We start from the raw sequence: 15,198 nt of genomic DNA on the forward strand, positions 1-15,198 counted from the left end.
GGAAGATCAGACTTCCAACCGGCCGATCAGATCGGTGACACGGGTCATCCCTTTGGACTGGAGGTAGGCACCCAACTCGTCGGCGATGCGGGTCGTGGCATCGGGATGGCGGAAGTTCGCCGTGCCGACCTGCACGGCGGAAGCGCCGACAATGAGGAACTCGGCGGCGTCGGTCCCTGACATGATGCCGCCGATCCCGATCACCGGGATGTCAACGGCCTTCTTGATCTTGTAGACCGCTGCCAGGGCCACCGGTTTGATCGCCGGGCCGGAAAGACCGCCGGTGATGTTTGCCAGACGGGGCTTGAAGGTGTTGTGGTTGACGGCCATGCCGACCAGCGTGTTGATCGCCGAAATGGCATCGGCGCCATGGTCGGCGGCCGCACGCGCCAGCGAGGCGATGTCGTGCGTGTTGGGAGTCAGCTTGATGATGATCGGCGTCGTCGTCGCGGCGCGGACAGCGGCGGTGCACTCGCCCACCCAGCCCGGATCGGCACCGTTGTCGATCCCCCGTGACACATTCGGGCACGAGAGATTGACCTCCAAGGCGTCGATGCCCTCTTCCCGTGTCAATCGGTGCGCCAGAGCAGCGTACTCATCGATCGCCCATCCGACGACGTTCACGATGACACGGGTCGGCATCTGCCGCAGTCGAGGTAGTTCCTCGGCGATGAAGGCCTCGATGCCCTTGTTTTGCAGGCCGATCGCGTTGAGCATCCCGGAGGCGGTCTCCACTGTCCGCGGATAGGGATGGCCGGGCCGCGGCTCCAGCGAGACGGATTTCGTGACCATGCCGCCCAGCTTACCGGTGTCGCACCAGGCGGCGATCTCCTCCCCGGTCCCGGCGGTTCCGGAGGCGGTCCAGATCGGCGTGGCGAAATGCACACCGGCGAGGGTCACGGATAGATCGGGGCGGGAAGCTCGAGTGGTCATCGTGGAGGACTCTCAGCGGGCACGGCACGCCGTGCCCACAGGTCTCTCTCATTACGGAAGTGAGATCATCGGTTCATTCAGAACACAATTGCCGCGGCATCAAAGACCGGGCCGTCGCGGCAAACACGGCGATAGGTTTCATATCCCGATGCGCCCCGGCTCGTGACGACACACCCCATGCAGACACCATATCCGCATGGCATGCTGCGCTCCAGGGAGACCTCGCAGGGAACCTGTTGCGCGATACACAACTCCGCCAGCGCCTTCATCATCGGCTCGGGGCCGCAGCCGTAGACCATCGCGTGGCCGGGACCCCAGTCATTTCGCCGCAGCATGTCGGCAAACAGATCGACGGCGGTGCCATGAAAGCCGAGTGAGCCATCGTCAGTGGCCCAGTGTGGGTGCACGTGCAGGGTGCGCAGTTGGTAGGGGGCCACGGCCAACTCACGCGTACGAACTCCGAGAATCATGATGGGGGCGACTGGCTTGCCGCGGCGTGTGCTTCGCGCGGCCATCAACTCGGCCGCCCACAGGCGCAACGGTGCCATCCCCAGTCCGCCTCCGACCAGGACCGGCGTCGTCCCGCGCGCCGGGGGAGTGAACGAATTACCGAGCGGTCCCAACGTATCTATGACAGTGCCGATCGGTTGGTGGGCCAGGCATCGGGTTCCCGCGCCCAAGACCTGATGGAGGACATCGAACGTCTCCGCGCGCGGATCGGTGGCATAGACCGATAGAGCGCGGCGAAAGAGGTGGTCAGAACCGGGGAGGAGATGGACGAATTGCCCGGCTTTGGCCCGACGGGCGATCAGCGAATCTGAGAATCGTTGGTGGTAGACGTTCGGCCCGACCCGGCGGGTCCAGACGAGCGTGGCGCGACGTGGGCGGTTCACGGTTGTCTGCCGCTCTGGTCCGGACGAGTTTGATCGATACCCAGCCGGCGAAACTCGTCGAGTTCCTCGGCAGGGGCGGTGACTTCAATCTCGTACTTGTACCACATGTTCAGGGAATCGGGCGGGATCGAGTCGGCCCAGAAGGTCGTCATCCGGAGCGTCCGCTCGGCCGCGTCGTTGATGTCCTGCCACTTGGTCGGCCTGATCATGTCATGTTGGGCGATTTGCCCGGTGAAGTCGATCAGGATTCTGTAGACGACATAGTCCCTGTAGTTCTGTCCGACATCGTTGGTGGAGATCGAAGTGGGCCAGACGAATTGCCCCACGACCTTCGTGCGAGGCGCCCGCGGCAGGCCGGCGTACTGCGCCGAGTCGGTGTCGGCCTCTCCGGCCGCACGTTCTCCCTGAATGGCAGCGTCCTTGGCTTTTCCCCCTTCTTCTTTGGCGGCCATGATCGGGGCGCGTGGCCTGGGCTTGTGGATGGTTGGTTGCAGCTTCTGCGTGGCCGCTTTGGCCAACTCGGTGCCCGGATAGTTGGCGACGATCTCCTGGTATGCCCAGATGATTGAGGAGTCGGTGGAAGGGAAGTGGCGTTCGGTCAGCGCCGCAATGGCATACTCTGCCCGCGGGACCAGTCGGGATTGCGGGTAGTCCTCCACGAACGCCCGGAGCTTCCGGATGGCCACCTTGGGATTGTCATCTTGGAAGTAGGCTGCTTCGGCCTCTTTGTAGGCATGGGCCGGGTGCGCCGTGTCGGCCGGCGTGTTCTCCAGTCCCAGGCGCACCATGGCATCGCTGGCGCAGTCGCTGTATGGGTACTCAGCCAGAATGCGTCGCAGGCACAAGTCGGCTTGCATGGAATCGTGCAGGTCGGCATTGTAGACGTCGGCCATGCCGAGGAGCGCTTGGGCAGCATAAGGCGAGCCCGGATATCGCTCGGTGACGTCGCGGTATTCCACCAGCGCGGAATCGGGATACTGAAGATCGAAACGGTAAAGCTCCGCCAATTCCAACTGAGTTGTGGCGGAGGCGGCGATCTCGGCGTAGGCCTCCTTGCGTTGCGAACGGGCGGCCTCCCGGGCTTCGCGCTCCTGCCTGGCGATCTCGTCTGTCTCCGCCGCCGCCTGCACGAGCAGCGATTCCGGGGGAGCGGTCGGTCCGAGAAAGTCACCGGATCCGAAGGCATAGAGATAAGCAGGCGTCGGCGGTCCCAAAGCGGAATCAATTGCCGCGATCCTCCACCATGCCGCTTCCGGGAGCAGCGTCAGGCGACGACGATTGAATTCCACGTCGTCCAGGTTGACGCGCGGGCCGAAGAAGAGCGCCGAATCGATCGGCGGTCCGAATTGTGTTTCCGCGAGCGATTGCGCTGAGTCCGCCGACGCGGCCGCTGCGGTGGTCAGCGACGGCGCCGGCGGGCCAAGCAGACTGTCGCCGGGAACAAGATCAGGTGGGTGAGGACCCAGCACCACGGCGCTGTCGCCGGCCCCTGACGAATCCGTTGGGGTCGGAGGGCCAAACGTTGAAGTCGGATCGGCTATCGCGGTGGCCAAGGCCCCTGGGGGAGCATAGTCGACCGGACGCGCGGCCAGAGGGGAGTAGGTGGCATTCCGTTCCAGCCTCGGCACTGCGTCGGGATTGTATGGTTCCTGCGCACCCCCGCCTTGCCTGCCACCTTTGGAGAGCTCGGCGCGTCCGAGCTCCTTGCGAAACTGTTCGAGCTTGGTGATGTTCGCCGAGCGGGTCAAGGCCAGGTTGGCCAGATCGCCGCGTGAATACTCCTGGCGCGATTTCTCGTACAGGTCCTTGGCACCGAGCAGATCGTTCTCTTCGAACTGCAGGATCTCGGCCAGTCGGAAACACGCCTCGGCCGACCACGGGGTCGTCTCTTTTGTGGCCGTCACCTGCTCGTATTGCCGTTGCGCCCCTTCCCGGTCGCCGATGTTCCGGAGGCCACGCGCCAGGTTGAGGCGGATCGGGCCGATGGAATCGGCATAGGCGTCATCTTCGGCCATGTCCGAGAAGATGGCGATCCCCGAATCGGGGATTTCGGCTTCATACCATGACAGCCCGATTCCCGTCAGAGCTTCATACCGGTGCTCGCCGTTCTTTTCCTGCGCGAGCGGCTCATAGAGCGCGATCGCCTCACGGGGACGTCTGACCTGACGCAGCGCCTCGGCCGCGCGCAACCGGGCCTCCAGGGCGCGGTCAGTGCCGGAGTATTCGTCCAGAACGACTTGAAACGCGGCTACCGCGGAGTCGGCCGAACCGCTCTTCAGGAAATACAGCCCGCGCTGGAAGATCGCCTCAGCGCGCCACGCCGGCTTGCGCGCGGTGGTTGCCAGTTGTGTGAACGCGCGGAATGCCGACTGCTCGTCGTCCATGAGCATGCGGCAACGCGCCAGGTACAACTCCGATTCTTCCGTCAGATTGGATTTCGGGTGTGTGGCCAGCAATTCACGAAACGCGTTTTCGGACTTGGAGTAGGATTCCATACGGAAGTACGACACGCCGATGAGAAACAGCGCATCGTCATGGTACTTGCTCTTGGGGTGCTTCTGGACGATCTTCGCGGCCTTGGTGATCGCGTCCTGATACGCCTGCGTGCTCGGCGACAATTGCCGGCCCCGGTGCGAATCCTTACGGTACTGCTTTTCCGCGGTGTTGAAGAGACTCCGGGCGTTGTAGTACGTGTTGAAATAGACGCAGCCGGGGAAGCCGACCATCAGTCCGATGGCGACACACAGCGCTGCCAGCGCCCGCGTCCGCCACCTTGGTGGGCGCGAGAACGACCACGGGGGGCAGGACTCAGTATTCCTGACAGTAGCCATGGTCCAGCCCTGCCTCGGTGAAGGCGGCAAGCGCCGCATCGTATTCCGCCGTTGTCAAACGCCGCGCCAGACTGCGGTCTGATTCGGCGCGATAGGCCGGGAAGTACTGGCTCATCACGCTGACGGCCGTCTCCGTGGATACCTCGCGCGCGAGGAACTCGAAGACGGCCCGCGAACCGGCCAAGCCATCCGGGAGAACCAGGTGGCGCACCAGGAGGCCGCGTCTGGCCACTCCCCCCGCGTCCAATGCGAGTGTGCCGACTTGACGGTGCATCTCGATGATCGCGGCCCGGTTCACCGCCGGATAGTCGGCCGCCTTGGAATAGCGACGCGCCGGGCCGGCTTCTGCGTAACGCATGTCGGCCAAGTAGATGTCGACAAGCCCCTCAAGCAAGCGCAACGTCTCGACCCGCTCGTAACCGGATGTGTTCCAGACGATGGGAATCTGCAGCCCGGATCGACGCGCCTCCAGGATGGCATCGATCAGCGCCGGAGTATGATGCGTGGGTGTCACGAAGTTTATGTTGTGCGCGCCGGCCGATTCCAACTCGCGCATGATCGCAACCATCCGGCCGACCGTCATTGTCTCCCCGACCCCCAATTGCGAGATGGGGTAGTTCTGGCAGTACAGGCAGCGGAGCGAACACCCGGATAAGAAGATCGTTCCCGAGCCGCCGAAGCCGGAGATGGGAGGTTCCTCGCCATGATGGAGATTCCAACTCGCGACCGTGAGATTGCCGCCGCTGCGGCAAGTACCCGTGTCGCCGGCCAGACGAGCGGCGCCGCACAGGCGGGGGCACACTTCACAACTTGCGAGCATCGCGTGGGCCTGCCGGGAACGGGATGCCGCTTCCGCCGACAACGGATCGAGGCGCCAGGGCCAGCCATCCATGGTGCGGGCCATCTCCCGATGTTGGCGTACTGGTGCCGACACGCCGGTGTCCGGTGACAGGATCGTCGTCACTGACGCCGGAACCGCATGTGCTGCTTGAGAGTTCCGCATTGGGCTATCCGCTCATCGGCAATCCCATTCGCGCCGAGATCGCGGGGAGATACTCGCCGGCGGGTCCCCGCAGGACCACATCAAAGATATCGGACAGTTCCGTCGGCTCAGGATTGACCTCGACGACGAATGCCCCGGCATTTCGGGCCACCTGTACCAGCCCCGCAGCGGGATAGACAACGCCGGATGTGCCGACGGAGAAGAACACTTCTGCAGTTGCGGCGGCCTCTCCCGATTGTTCTAAGACGTCGGTGGGCAAAAGTTCCCCGAACCAGACAACATCGGGACGCTGCCGACCGCCGCAGGGACAACGCGGGACGGCATTGGCGTTGCCTGCAGGAGTGCTTTCGGAGGATGCATGATCACCGACCACGGTCGGTGGTACTTCCTGCTGGGGCAAGGGAGCGAGTTGGGAGTCATCGAGCACCGTGCCGCAACGCTGGCACCGGGATCGGAAGATGTTGCCGTGCAACTCCAAGACCCTCTTTGAGCCGGCACGGCGGTGCAAGCCGTCCACGTTCTGCGTCACCAGCGTGAAATGGGGAAAGTGCCTCTCCCAGCGGGCCAGGGCGCGATGCGCGGGGTTGGGCTCGGCTTTGCGCACCAACTCTCGCCGGTAGATATACCAGTCCCAGACCATCCGGGGGTCGCGGGCGAATGCCTCAGGCGTCGCCAGCTCCTCTGGGCGGTAACTCCGCCAGAGACCTCCGGCGCCACGAAACGTCGGGACGCCACTCTCGGCGGAGACACCGGCACCGGTGAGCACAACGACTCTGGCGGCCGTGGTCAGGACCTCCAGCAGCCGGTCCGGGATGGCCGCTGTCTGCATGACCGCGAATATACGAATGGGTCGACCCAACCGCAAACCGGTCGGGGTCCGAGGGGTAGGCGACGGGGCGTGTTCGGGAATGGATGCTCAGTTCAGATGAGTCGCTGTGCCGCGGGCATGCAGAATGAACTCATGAAGAACTCCCAACCGAATCACCGGGCCGCGTCACTTGCCGGGGTCATGGAACTGACTCAGCGCGATCTAGCGAAAGAGGATGCGCAGCTTGTCCCAATCGGAGACATCGGCTGGGTTCGGGATCGAGCGGACCGAGAGGTATGCCTCGCCCATCCTCTTGTGGTATTCGAGTGAGTCGGCACTGACCACGGACTGAACGGGGCCGATTGATCCCGTGTCCGCCGCCGAGAGTCCGCTTGCGGGCATGGATCCGGTCGGATCACCCGGCATGGCGTTTCGTGGCGATGGACCCAGCCCGCCCTGCAGGATCGGCATGATCCCGATCGCGAAGGCGACGACCAGCAAGACTCGGGTGGCTTTGTGCATCCTGCCGATAGCTTGTCTCCGATTCCTCCTCTATGTCAGAGCGGCGGTCCGCACCTGACGATGGGCGAGGTGGAAGGAGAGAAACTCCAATTCGATGGCCATGTTTTCGGCGCGCACGATGACGTCGGGCGGGACCCGCAGACTCACCGGCGCGAAATTGAGAATCGACTTGATGCCGGCGGCGACGACCAGGTCGCAGATGGCCTGGGCATTGGCCGACGGGACGGCAATGATCATGATCGACAGCTTGCGCTTGCGGACTTCGGAGGCCAGATCGCGGATATCGGCAATGACGATTCCCTTGTGGTTCGATCCGATCTTCCGCTGATCGTTGTCAAACAGCGCCCGGATGATAAATCCCTGCTTCTGAAACTCCTTGTATGACACGAGGGCGGAGCCCAGATGTCCGACACCGATCAGCCCCACATTCCATTCGTGGTCGATGCCGAGGATTTTGGCAATGCGCCCCTTGAGCTCAGAGGCGGGGTAGCCCAATCCGCGCGTGCCGAACGATCCGAAGGACGATAGGTCCTTGCGCACCTGCGCCGGGGTCAGTTTCTCCCGGTCGGCCAACTCCTGTGAGTTGACCGTATAGTACCCTTCGGCCTCCAAGGCGACCAGCGTGCGGTAGTACACGGAGAGGCGATGGATCGTCGACTCGGATACCCGTCGGCGAAAGAGCGGTATGGTGCCGCCGCTCGTCGTCTTACGGCTGCGCCGCGGTCTCATCATGCAATGCCTCCGATTCCCGGTAGGGTTGGCTGACTCTGAATTCCGACGATCAATGCCTGATCGCCATCGACCTCTGGTCCATCGAAGTGGAGCCGCCGTCGGCGACTCCGCGTTCCCTGTGATCGCGGGACTCGTTACTTGGTGGCGTCGGTACCTCCACCCAGCGCCGCCTGTGCCGCTGCCAGCCGCGCGATCGGCACACGGTACGGCGAACAACTCACGTACGCCAGCTTCAGACGATGGCAGAAGGCGATCGTCGCGGGGTCGCCGCCGTGCTCGCCGCAAATCCCGATCTTCAACTCCGGATTCGTGGTGCGTCCCCTCTCCGTGGCCAATTCCACCAACTGCCCCACGCCGTCCAGATCGAGGGTGACGAAGGGGTCGGCCGGATAGATCCCCTTGTCCTGGTAAAGCTGCATGAACTTCCCGGCATCGTCGCGCGAAAGTCCCATCGTCATCTGTGTCAGGTCGTTTGTGCCGAAGCTGAAGAAGTCGGCGGCGGCGGCAATCTTGTCGGCCATCAGCGCGGCCCGCGGCACCTCGATCATCGTGCCGACACGGTAGTCGACGCGTTGTTTGCGCTTCTTGAAGACATCCTCGGCGACCGCCTCGACGATGTCCCGCTGATTCTGCAATTCCGCCACCGTTCCCACCAGCGGGATCATCACCTCCGGATGCACGTCGATGCCTTCCTTGGCCAGGTCACAGGCGGCGGTGAAGAGCGCCCGCGCCTGCATCTCGGTGATCTCCGGATAGGCGATGCCGAGACGGCAACCGCGGTGCCCCAGCATCGGATTGACCTCGGTCAACTGGCTGAGGCGCTCCAGGGTCTTTTCTTTGAGGGCAATGTCCTCTTTGATCGCCAGCGATTCCTCATAGGAGGCCTGTTCCTCCTTGGCCTTCAGGGCGGCGATGGCCGCCTGAATCTCCTCCCGCCGGGGCAGAAACTCATGCAGGGGTGGATCGAGCGTGCGGATCGTCACCGGCCGCCCCGCCATGGCGCGGAAGATTCCCTTGAAGTCCGTGCGCTGGAAGGGGAGCAGACGATTGAGGGCCAACTGACGATCCTCGGCCGTGTCCGCCAGAATCATCCTCTGAATGTGCGCCAGACGGTCGGGTGCGAAGAACATATGCTCGGTGCGGCACAGGCCGATTCCCTCGGCGCCGAACCGGACCGCGCGTTCGGCATCCTCGGGCGTGTCGGCATTCGTGCGCACGCCCAAATGCCGCTTGGCGTCAGCCCATGACATCAGCGTGACGAACTCCGGCGACAGCTCCGGTTCGATGGTCGGGACTTCGCCCAGCATGACTGCGCCGGTCGAACCGTCCAGAGTAATCACCTGTTTCTCGCGGACGATGGTCGGACCGACCGCGAACGTCTTGCGTTCCTCGTTGACACGGACCGATTCGGCGCCGGCGACGCAGCACTTCCCCATGCCGCGGGCGACGACGGCGGCATGGGAGGTCATGCCGCCCCGTGTGGTCAGGATCCCGACGGCCGCCGCCATCCCCTGGATATCATCCGGATTGGTTTCGGAGCGGACCAGAATGACCTTTTCCCCCTTGGCGGCCATCGCCACCGCATCCTCGGCGGTAAAGACGACCTTGCCGGCGGCCGCTCCCGGCGATGCCGCCAGTCCCCGTACGATCGGGGACACCGTCGCCGCGGGATCGAGCCGCGGATGCAGCAACTGGTCGAGGTCTTCGGGACGGATGCGTTGCAGCGCCTCTTCCTGTGTAATCAGTTTCTCCTTGACCATGTCGACGGCGATCTTGACCGCCGCCTGCGCGGTGCGCTTGCCGGTTCGCGTCTGCAACATGAACAAGGTGCCGTTCTGGATTGTGAACTCGAAATCCTGCACGTCGCGGTAGTGGGCCTCCAGATGGGAGGTGATCTCCTTCAGTTGCCGGTACACATCCGGCATCAACTCGGCCAATTCGCTGATCGGTCGCGGGGTGCGAATGCCGGCGACAACGTCTTCACCCTGCGCGTTGGTCAGGAACTCCCCATAGAACTCGCGCGCCCCGGTCGAAGGATTGCGGGTGAAACCGACGCCGGTGGCGGACTCCTCGCCGGTGTTGCCGAAGACCATCGCCTGGATGTTGACGGCGGTGCCCAGATCCGAGGGTATGTCGTGCAGCTTACGGTAGGCGATGGCACGCGGATTGTTCCACGACTTGAACACGGCCTCGATGGCCATTATGAGCTGTGTCCACGGTTCGTCAGGGAATGCCTCCTGCGTGTGGCGATGGACGATCTTCTTGTAGCCGGCGATGATCTCGCGCAGGTTGTCCACCGACAGAGAGGCATCGCGCTTGACCCGGCTGGCTTTCTTGCGCTGCTCGATGATCTCCTCGAAGACGTCCTTGTCCATGCCGAGGACGACATTGGAGAACATCTGAATGAAGCGACGGTACGAATCATACACGAATCGGGGATTGCCGGTCTCGGCAATCAGCGCGTTCACCGTTTTGTCGTTCAACCCCAGATTGAGGACGGTGTCCATCATGCCCGGCATGGAGAATTTGGCGCCGGATCGGACCGAGACCAGAAGCGGTTTCTCGGCGCCGCCGAAACGCCGTCCCATGGCGCGCTCGACTTTGGCCATGTGCTCCTTGAGCCCCGGCTTCAACGATGGCGGGATGCGCATGCGGTTGGCATAGAAGACATTGCAGGCCTCGGTCGTAATCGTAAACCCGGGCGGTACGGGGAGATCGGCCTTGGCCATGCCTGCCAAGCCGGCACCCTTGCCGCCCAACAGGTCCCGCATCGTGGCATCGGCTTCGACTTCACCGGGGACGAAGGAGTAGATCAACTTGGCGTTTTCATCAATTCGTGACGGCGTGCTGGGCAACGCCGTTGACTTCGATGCTGCGATTCTCGCTGCTATTGTCATACGAGTCCGGGGCTGAGCATGACCTGCCACGGGTGCCGCAACGGGCGAAGCGGCTGGCGATTTGGCAATCCGTGATGCTGTTCTTGGGGACCTTTCCTTCGACTTGGCACGAGTACGTGCCACAGTCTCTTTGTTGCCCTTCGCCTTGCCTCGTCTTGGTTCCGCCTTCTTCGCCATCGTTCCTCCAAGAACAAGCCAGCGATCGTTCACGATTCCTTGTCGGCGACGGGTAACTAATTGATAGTTAACCGATTAACGCCTCCGCCGATCTCCGGCACACGGTAAGTTACTGGCAGATCGACCGTTGGGCAAGTGGTTTTGCAGAACAGAAACCCCGCCGAAGCGGGGTCTGCAAAGTCGACGGGGTCTGGGAAGCCCCGAAGCTGGTGCCGTGCTTCACATGGTGAAGAGGCGTTCCCCTGAAAGGATCTTGTCGAGCATCTTCAAGGTCTTCTCCACCGGGGAATGCATGATGTCATGCGTGTTGAATGTGCTCTTGATCGAGTATTTCTTGGGCAGTCCTTCCGGAACATCATCCGGTCCGACTGGAGCCCGTCGGCTCGTGGCAACCACTTTGATGACTGTCTTCTGCCCCAGAGGCTCGGTCATTCGCTTCTTCTTCGCTCTTGCCGGGGTACCGACCCCGGTTGCACTTCGTGCGACCGCTGACTTGCCTGCTATTCCGTTCTCTCCCTTCACTTTCCTTGCGGTTGGCTTCTCAACCCTCGAATCGCCCACTGTCCACCTCCCTGGAAGTGAGCCGGGATCTGTCCCCCCGGTCGGTGTGGAGTAACGACGCTGCGGTAGTGGTAATGGTGTTGATGCATGGCATCACGCAGTACTGTGGCTAACGATCATACAAACAAGGAGATATGAATGTCAACAAGAATCCCGTCGAGGACTGAGTCTGTTTGAGATTTCCACGTCGACGCTACTCACTTTACATCAGCGAGTTATGATGCCCATCCGGGCGACACTGCTCCCTCTGCCTCCGGCGGCGACGCCAGAGACAATCATGCTATCTTTTTTTGGGCTGAACCGCTTACGTACGCCCCGGTTGGTCCGTGCCGCCCCGTCTGCTGCGCAAAGCCGGTACAACCCCCCTCACCTGTGATACTCCCATGAACCGCAGAAAGTTGTAGGAAATCGCCTTGTCGACCTTGCAATCTCTTGGCAGCCCGACCGCAGCCATGGCTTGCGCCGCAAGGCCTGTCCCTTCGGGCGATTCGTGTGATTGACGATGTTCCTCGGCTTCGCGTTATTGGTCCACGTGCCACTCAGATTCTGTTGCATGCTTCGCGGAGAATGGTCGCGACGGGATTCTGTCTGTGGGCCAGGGGCTGAGGCCCCTTGTATGCCGGACCATGCAGGAGTGGTTGTGAGTTGTAAGATCTTTCGTATGGCGTGGCGAGTTGGGGCTCGGGGTCGAATGAGATGAAGACAGTCGGGATATTGGTCGAGAGCGACTATCAGACTCTGGAAGTCTGGTACCCACTTTATCGACTGCGGGAAGCGGGCCATCGGGTCGTAGTCATCGGCACCGGCTCGGCGAGCAGTTACCTGAGCAAGAATGGTTACCCCATCAAGGCCGAGCGCGTGGCCGACGAAGTGAATACCTCAGACCTTGATGCGATCGTCATCCCCGGCGGCTGGGCGCCGGATCATCTGCGACGATACCCTGGGGTTGTTGAACTCGTGCGCCAGATGCATGCCGCCGGCAAACCGGTCGCAGCGATCTGCCATGCGGGGTGGGTTTTGGTTTCCGCGGGGATTCTGCGCGGCAAACGGGCAACCTCGTATGTCGCGATCCAGGACGACATGATCGCCGCCGGGGCGCAGTGGGTCGACGCCGAGTGCGTGGTTGATGGAAATCTGATCACGGCGCGGATGCCCGATGATCTACCCGCATTCATGCGGGCGCTGCTGGCGACGGTGGAATCGTAGGGTGGGTGCTTTGCACCCACCATCAGGGGGCTGAAAGCCCCCTGTCCGCAATGATCTCTTGAGTATGCATGAATGTCTTGAATCGCCAGATGCATCCCGTACGCTGAGGCGTGAATGGCAGGTGCATTCACCATCGACCCCATCGCCGGATTCCCACCGCGCATCGGATCGTACCTCGCCCAGATGGAGGATGTCCGTCGCCGAACGCTGAAATACGTCGAGGGATTGACGCCCGAGCAGTTGTCGTGGTATCCGCAACCGAACGTGGAATCGATCGGCACGCTGCTGTTGCATATCGCCGCGGTGGAATGCTCCTGGATCGGTGAGGACATCATGCGGCGCACGATGGGGGATGAGTGGAAGATCGCGCTGCCGATCCGCTTGGGCATTCCGCAAGTGACCGGCCAGCCATTGGCGTTCTTCCTGAATACGTTACGGGCCGTGCGCGAGCAAACCAAGGCCGATCTGGCGTCGTTGACGGACGACGATCTTGGCCGTCTGGTCGCGCCGCTGGACCCCGGCCCTTCGAGCAGCCCCGATCACCGTTTTACGATCGAGTGGATTCTCTATCACATCATCGAGCATGAGGCGCATCACAAGGGACAGATCGCAGTGATGAAGCGGTTGCTGCCGCCATGGGACAACGGGACCGGTCTCAGGCAGTGAATAGTGCGAGGACGGCGATCTGGCTGCCCATATTCCACATATCATGATCCCCCGCATCATTGCCCACCGCGGCAATTCGCACGACTGCCACGAGAACACAATGGCGGCTTTCGCGCGGGCTGTCGCCGATGGCGCCGATGGGATCGAACTGGACCTCCGTTTGACCGGTGACCGCCACTGGGTTGTGCACCATGATACCCATGTGTTGAACGGCGGTAGACGCCGGCGCATAGCGGACATGACGATGCAGGAGGCGGCCGTCGTCAGGGTGGGTGCGAACGGTGATCCGCTGCCGATGCTGATCGAGGTGCTGGACTGGGCCAAGACGATCCGGCAGACGCTTGTACTCGACATCAAAGACACGGATGGTGCCGATGAGCTGATCGCCGCGGTCGAGGCGGCGGCGCTGCCGGTGGCGCCGGTCTTTTCCTCCTTTCGCAAATCGGTCCTGCGCGCGATCAGCCGCCGTCGTCCGACCTGGAAGCGCGCCCTGATCCTCGACGACCCGCGCAGCGCCATTGTCCGTCAGTTCTATGGTCGGGCCATGGTCCGCTGGGCGCGTCGTCGCCATCTCGCGGCACTCCATATGCAGGAGCGTTGGGTGACCCCATCGCTGGTCGCCCGGATGGCGCGGGCGCACATGAATCTGGCGGTCTGGACGGTCGATGATCCGACGCGCATGGTCTTGTTGGCGGCCCTGGGCGTGCATGCGATCATCACCAACCGCCCCGATGTCGCACGTATCACGTTGGGTCAGATGGCCCCGGCGACGGAAGGCGCGTGAGCGGCGCGAATCTGCCCTGGACGACGCGATGAGTGAAGCCGTCGACATACTGGCAAAGCAGCACGCCGCCCCGGCGATGTTCTGGGAGACGCGATCGGACGGGGCGGTTGTTTGCACGCTCTGCCCGCACCGCTGCCACATTGGAACGGGATTGTACGGCGTCTGCGGCGTGCGGCGGAATGACGGCGGCCGTCTCGACACGCTGATCTACGGTCTGGCGGCGGCGATCAATGTCGACCCGATCGAGAAGAAGCCGCTGTTTCATTTCCTGCCCGCGAGTCGTTCGCTGTCGATCGCCACGGTCGGGTGCAGCTTCAAGTGCCCCTTCTGCCAGAATCACGACATCTCGCAGATCGCCAAGGGGAAGAAGCGCGCCATCATCGGTCGTCAGGTGGCGCCGGGGGAAGTGGTGGCGTTGGCCAAGGAGAGCGGCTCGCGCACGATTGCCTTCACATACTCCGAGCCGACGATCTTCTATGAATACGCCTTTGACTGCGCCAAGCTTGCCTTCGCCGAGGGGATACGCGGTGTGTTTGTGTCCAATGGCTTCATCTGCCAGGAGCCGCTCGGGCAGATTCGCCCCTATGTGCATGCCTACAACGTCGATCTGAAGGGATTCAATCCGGAGTATTATCAGAAGGTGCTGGGGGCGCGTCTGGAGCCGGTCTTGGAAGCGATCAAGCTGATTCACCAGCTTGGCTTTTGGCTGGAGGTCACGACATTGGTCGTCCCGACGAAGAACGATTCCCCGGATGAGTTGCGCCAGGTGGCGGGATTCATCGCGGACATCAGCACCGATATCCCCTGGCATGTGACCGCTTTTCATCCCGACTACAAGATGCGCGATTTGCCGCGCACGTCAGTGGAGTCGCTACGCACCGCTCGCAAGATCGGTTTCGAGGCCGGTCTGAAATTTGTCTATACCGGCAACATCCCCGGCGATGACGGCGAGTCGACCTTCTGCCCGCAGTGCCGCACCCGCCTGATCCACCGGCTGGGGTTTCAGATCCTCGCCAACCGCCTACGCTCAGGTCGATGCCCCGACTGCGGCACGGCGATTCCCGGCGTGTGGGAGTGACACGGTGCGCACCGGAGGGCGACGCTCCTGTTTACCCTGAGCGAAGCGTGAGGGTTGAGCCGCCTTCTGCCATTGTTGGAGCACTGCGGCGCGGCGGTCCGCCGCGG

General features: G+C 62.6%; 13 protein-coding genes. 4 read left to right on the forward strand and 9 right to left on the reverse strand.

All coding sequences use genetic code 11. The features are described 5' to 3' along the window. Positions 1–6: 6 nt before the first annotated feature. The 9 genes from AB1792_08535 to AB1792_08575 form a co-directional block, all read right to left on the reverse strand. Positions 7–933: a dihydroorotate dehydrogenase gene (locus AB1792_08535; GenBank protein ID MEW5702260.1), complete on the reverse strand. Its 927-nt coding sequence runs from the start codon at positions 931–933 to the stop codon at positions 7–9. A gap of 77 nt (positions 934–1,010) precedes the next feature. Continuing rightward, complete coding sequence (locus AB1792_08540; protein ID MEW5702261.1) at positions 1,011–1,826, reverse strand: dihydroorotate dehydrogenase electron transfer subunit; 816 nt, start codon at positions 1,824–1,826, stop codon at positions 1,011–1,013. After that, the gene (locus tag AB1792_08545) at positions 1,823–4,657 is read right to left on the reverse strand and encodes a tetratricopeptide repeat protein (protein MEW5702262.1); all 2,835 of its coding nucleotides are present in this window, start codon (positions 4,655–4,657) and stop codon (positions 1,823–1,825) included. Before AB1792_08545 ends, AB1792_08540 begins: the two co-directional genes overlap by 4 nt. After that, on the reverse strand, positions 4,635–5,549 hold the full coding sequence (locus tag AB1792_08550) for a radical SAM protein (protein ID MEW5702263.1): 915 nt from the start codon (positions 5,547–5,549) through the stop codon (positions 4,635–4,637). The genes AB1792_08545 and AB1792_08550 overlap by 23 nt, the downstream gene beginning before the upstream one ends. 115 nt (positions 5,550–5,664) lie before the next feature. Beyond that, positions 5,665–6,489 (reverse strand): NAD-dependent deacylase, encoded by an 825-nt coding sequence (locus AB1792_08555; GenBank protein MEW5702264.1) that lies wholly within the window; start codon positions 6,487–6,489, stop codon positions 5,665–5,667. 201 nt (positions 6,490–6,690) lie between these two features. Next, entirely contained in the window at positions 6,691–6,990 is a 300-nt protein-coding gene (locus AB1792_08560) for a hypothetical protein (protein MEW5702265.1), read from the reverse strand. A gap of 30 nt (positions 6,991–7,020) precedes the next feature. Further along, on the reverse strand, positions 7,021–7,722 hold the full coding sequence (locus AB1792_08565) for a redox-sensing transcriptional repressor Rex (protein MEW5702266.1): 702 nt from the start codon (positions 7,720–7,722) through the stop codon (positions 7,021–7,023). Positions 7,723–7,856: 134 nt separating this feature from the next. Next, positions 7,857–10,619, reverse strand: coding sequence for a pyruvate, phosphate dikinase (ppdK, locus tag AB1792_08570; GenBank protein MEW5702267.1), 2,763 nt, complete (start codon positions 10,617–10,619; stop codon positions 7,857–7,859). Between the two features lie 396 nt (positions 10,620–11,015). Further along, on the reverse strand, positions 11,016–11,228 hold the full coding sequence (locus tag AB1792_08575) for a hypothetical protein (GenBank protein MEW5702268.1): 213 nt from the start codon (positions 11,226–11,228) through the stop codon (positions 11,016–11,018). Positions 11,229–12,053: 825 nt separating this feature from the next. Here AB1792_08575 and AB1792_08580 point away from each other — a divergent pair. From AB1792_08580 to amrS, 4 genes are all read left to right on the forward strand, one after another. After that, on the forward strand, positions 12,054–12,563 hold the full coding sequence (locus AB1792_08580) for a type 1 glutamine amidotransferase domain-containing protein (GenBank protein MEW5702269.1): 510 nt from the start codon (positions 12,054–12,056) through the stop codon (positions 12,561–12,563). 114 nt (positions 12,564–12,677) lie between these two features. Further along, positions 12,678–13,229 carry a DinB family protein gene (locus AB1792_08585; protein ID MEW5702270.1) on the forward strand — a complete coding sequence of 184 codons (552 nt, stop codon included), beginning with the start codon at positions 12,678–12,680 and terminating at the stop codon, positions 13,227–13,229. Between the two features lie 43 nt (positions 13,230–13,272). Further along, entirely contained in the window at positions 13,273–14,013 is a 741-nt protein-coding gene (locus AB1792_08590; GenBank protein ID MEW5702271.1) for a glycerophosphodiester phosphodiesterase, read from the forward strand. A 28-nt stretch (positions 14,014–14,041) separates the two neighbouring features. Then, positions 14,042–15,091, forward strand: coding sequence for an AmmeMemoRadiSam system radical SAM enzyme (amrS, locus tag AB1792_08595; protein ID MEW5702272.1), 1,050 nt, complete (start codon positions 14,042–14,044; stop codon positions 15,089–15,091). The last annotated feature ends 107 nt before the right edge of the window (positions 15,092–15,198 follow it).

Source organism: Candidatus Zixiibacteriota bacterium (assembly GCA_040752595.1).
Lineage (GTDB): Bacteria > Zixibacteria > MSB-5A5 > WJJR01 > WJJR01 > JACQFV01.

Excerpts from the sequence above, each read along its gene's own strand:
- AB1792_08535 (MEW5702260.1), bottom strand. The coding sequence starts at position 933 with ATGACCACTCGAGCTTCCCGCCCCGATCTATCCGTGACCCTCGCCGGT.
- AB1792_08545 (MEW5702262.1), bottom strand. The coding sequence starts at position 4,657 with ATGGCTACTGTCAGGAATACTGAGTCCTGCCCCCCGTGGTCGTTCTCG.
- AB1792_08550 (MEW5702263.1), bottom strand. The coding sequence starts at position 5,549 with ATGGATGGCTGGCCCTGGCGCCTCGATCCGTTGTCGGCGGAAGCGGCA.
- AB1792_08555 (MEW5702264.1), bottom strand. The coding sequence starts at position 6,489 with ATGCAGACAGCGGCCATCCCGGACCGGCTGCTGGAGGTCCTGACCACG.
- AB1792_08560 (MEW5702265.1), bottom strand. The coding sequence starts at position 6,990 with ATGCACAAAGCCACCCGAGTCTTGCTGGTCGTCGCCTTCGCGATCGGG.
- AB1792_08565 (MEW5702266.1), bottom strand. The coding sequence starts at position 7,722 with ATGATGAGACCGCGGCGCAGCCGTAAGACGACGAGCGGCGGCACCATA.
- ppdK (MEW5702267.1), bottom strand. The coding sequence starts at position 10,619 with ATGACAATAGCAGCGAGAATCGCAGCATCGAAGTCAACGGCGTTGCCC.
- AB1792_08575 (MEW5702268.1), bottom strand. The coding sequence starts at position 11,228 with ATGACCGAGCCTCTGGGGCAGAAGACAGTCATCAAAGTGGTTGCCACG.
- AB1792_08580 (MEW5702269.1), top strand. The coding sequence starts at position 12,054 with ATGAAGACAGTCGGGATATTGGTCGAGAGCGACTATCAGACTCTGGAA.
- AB1792_08585 (MEW5702270.1), top strand. The coding sequence starts at position 12,678 with ATGGCAGGTGCATTCACCATCGACCCCATCGCCGGATTCCCACCGCGC.
- AB1792_08590 (MEW5702271.1), top strand. The coding sequence starts at position 13,273 with ATGATCCCCCGCATCATTGCCCACCGCGGCAATTCGCACGACTGCCAC.
- amrS (MEW5702272.1), top strand. The coding sequence starts at position 14,042 with ATGAGTGAAGCCGTCGACATACTGGCAAAGCAGCACGCCGCCCCGGCG.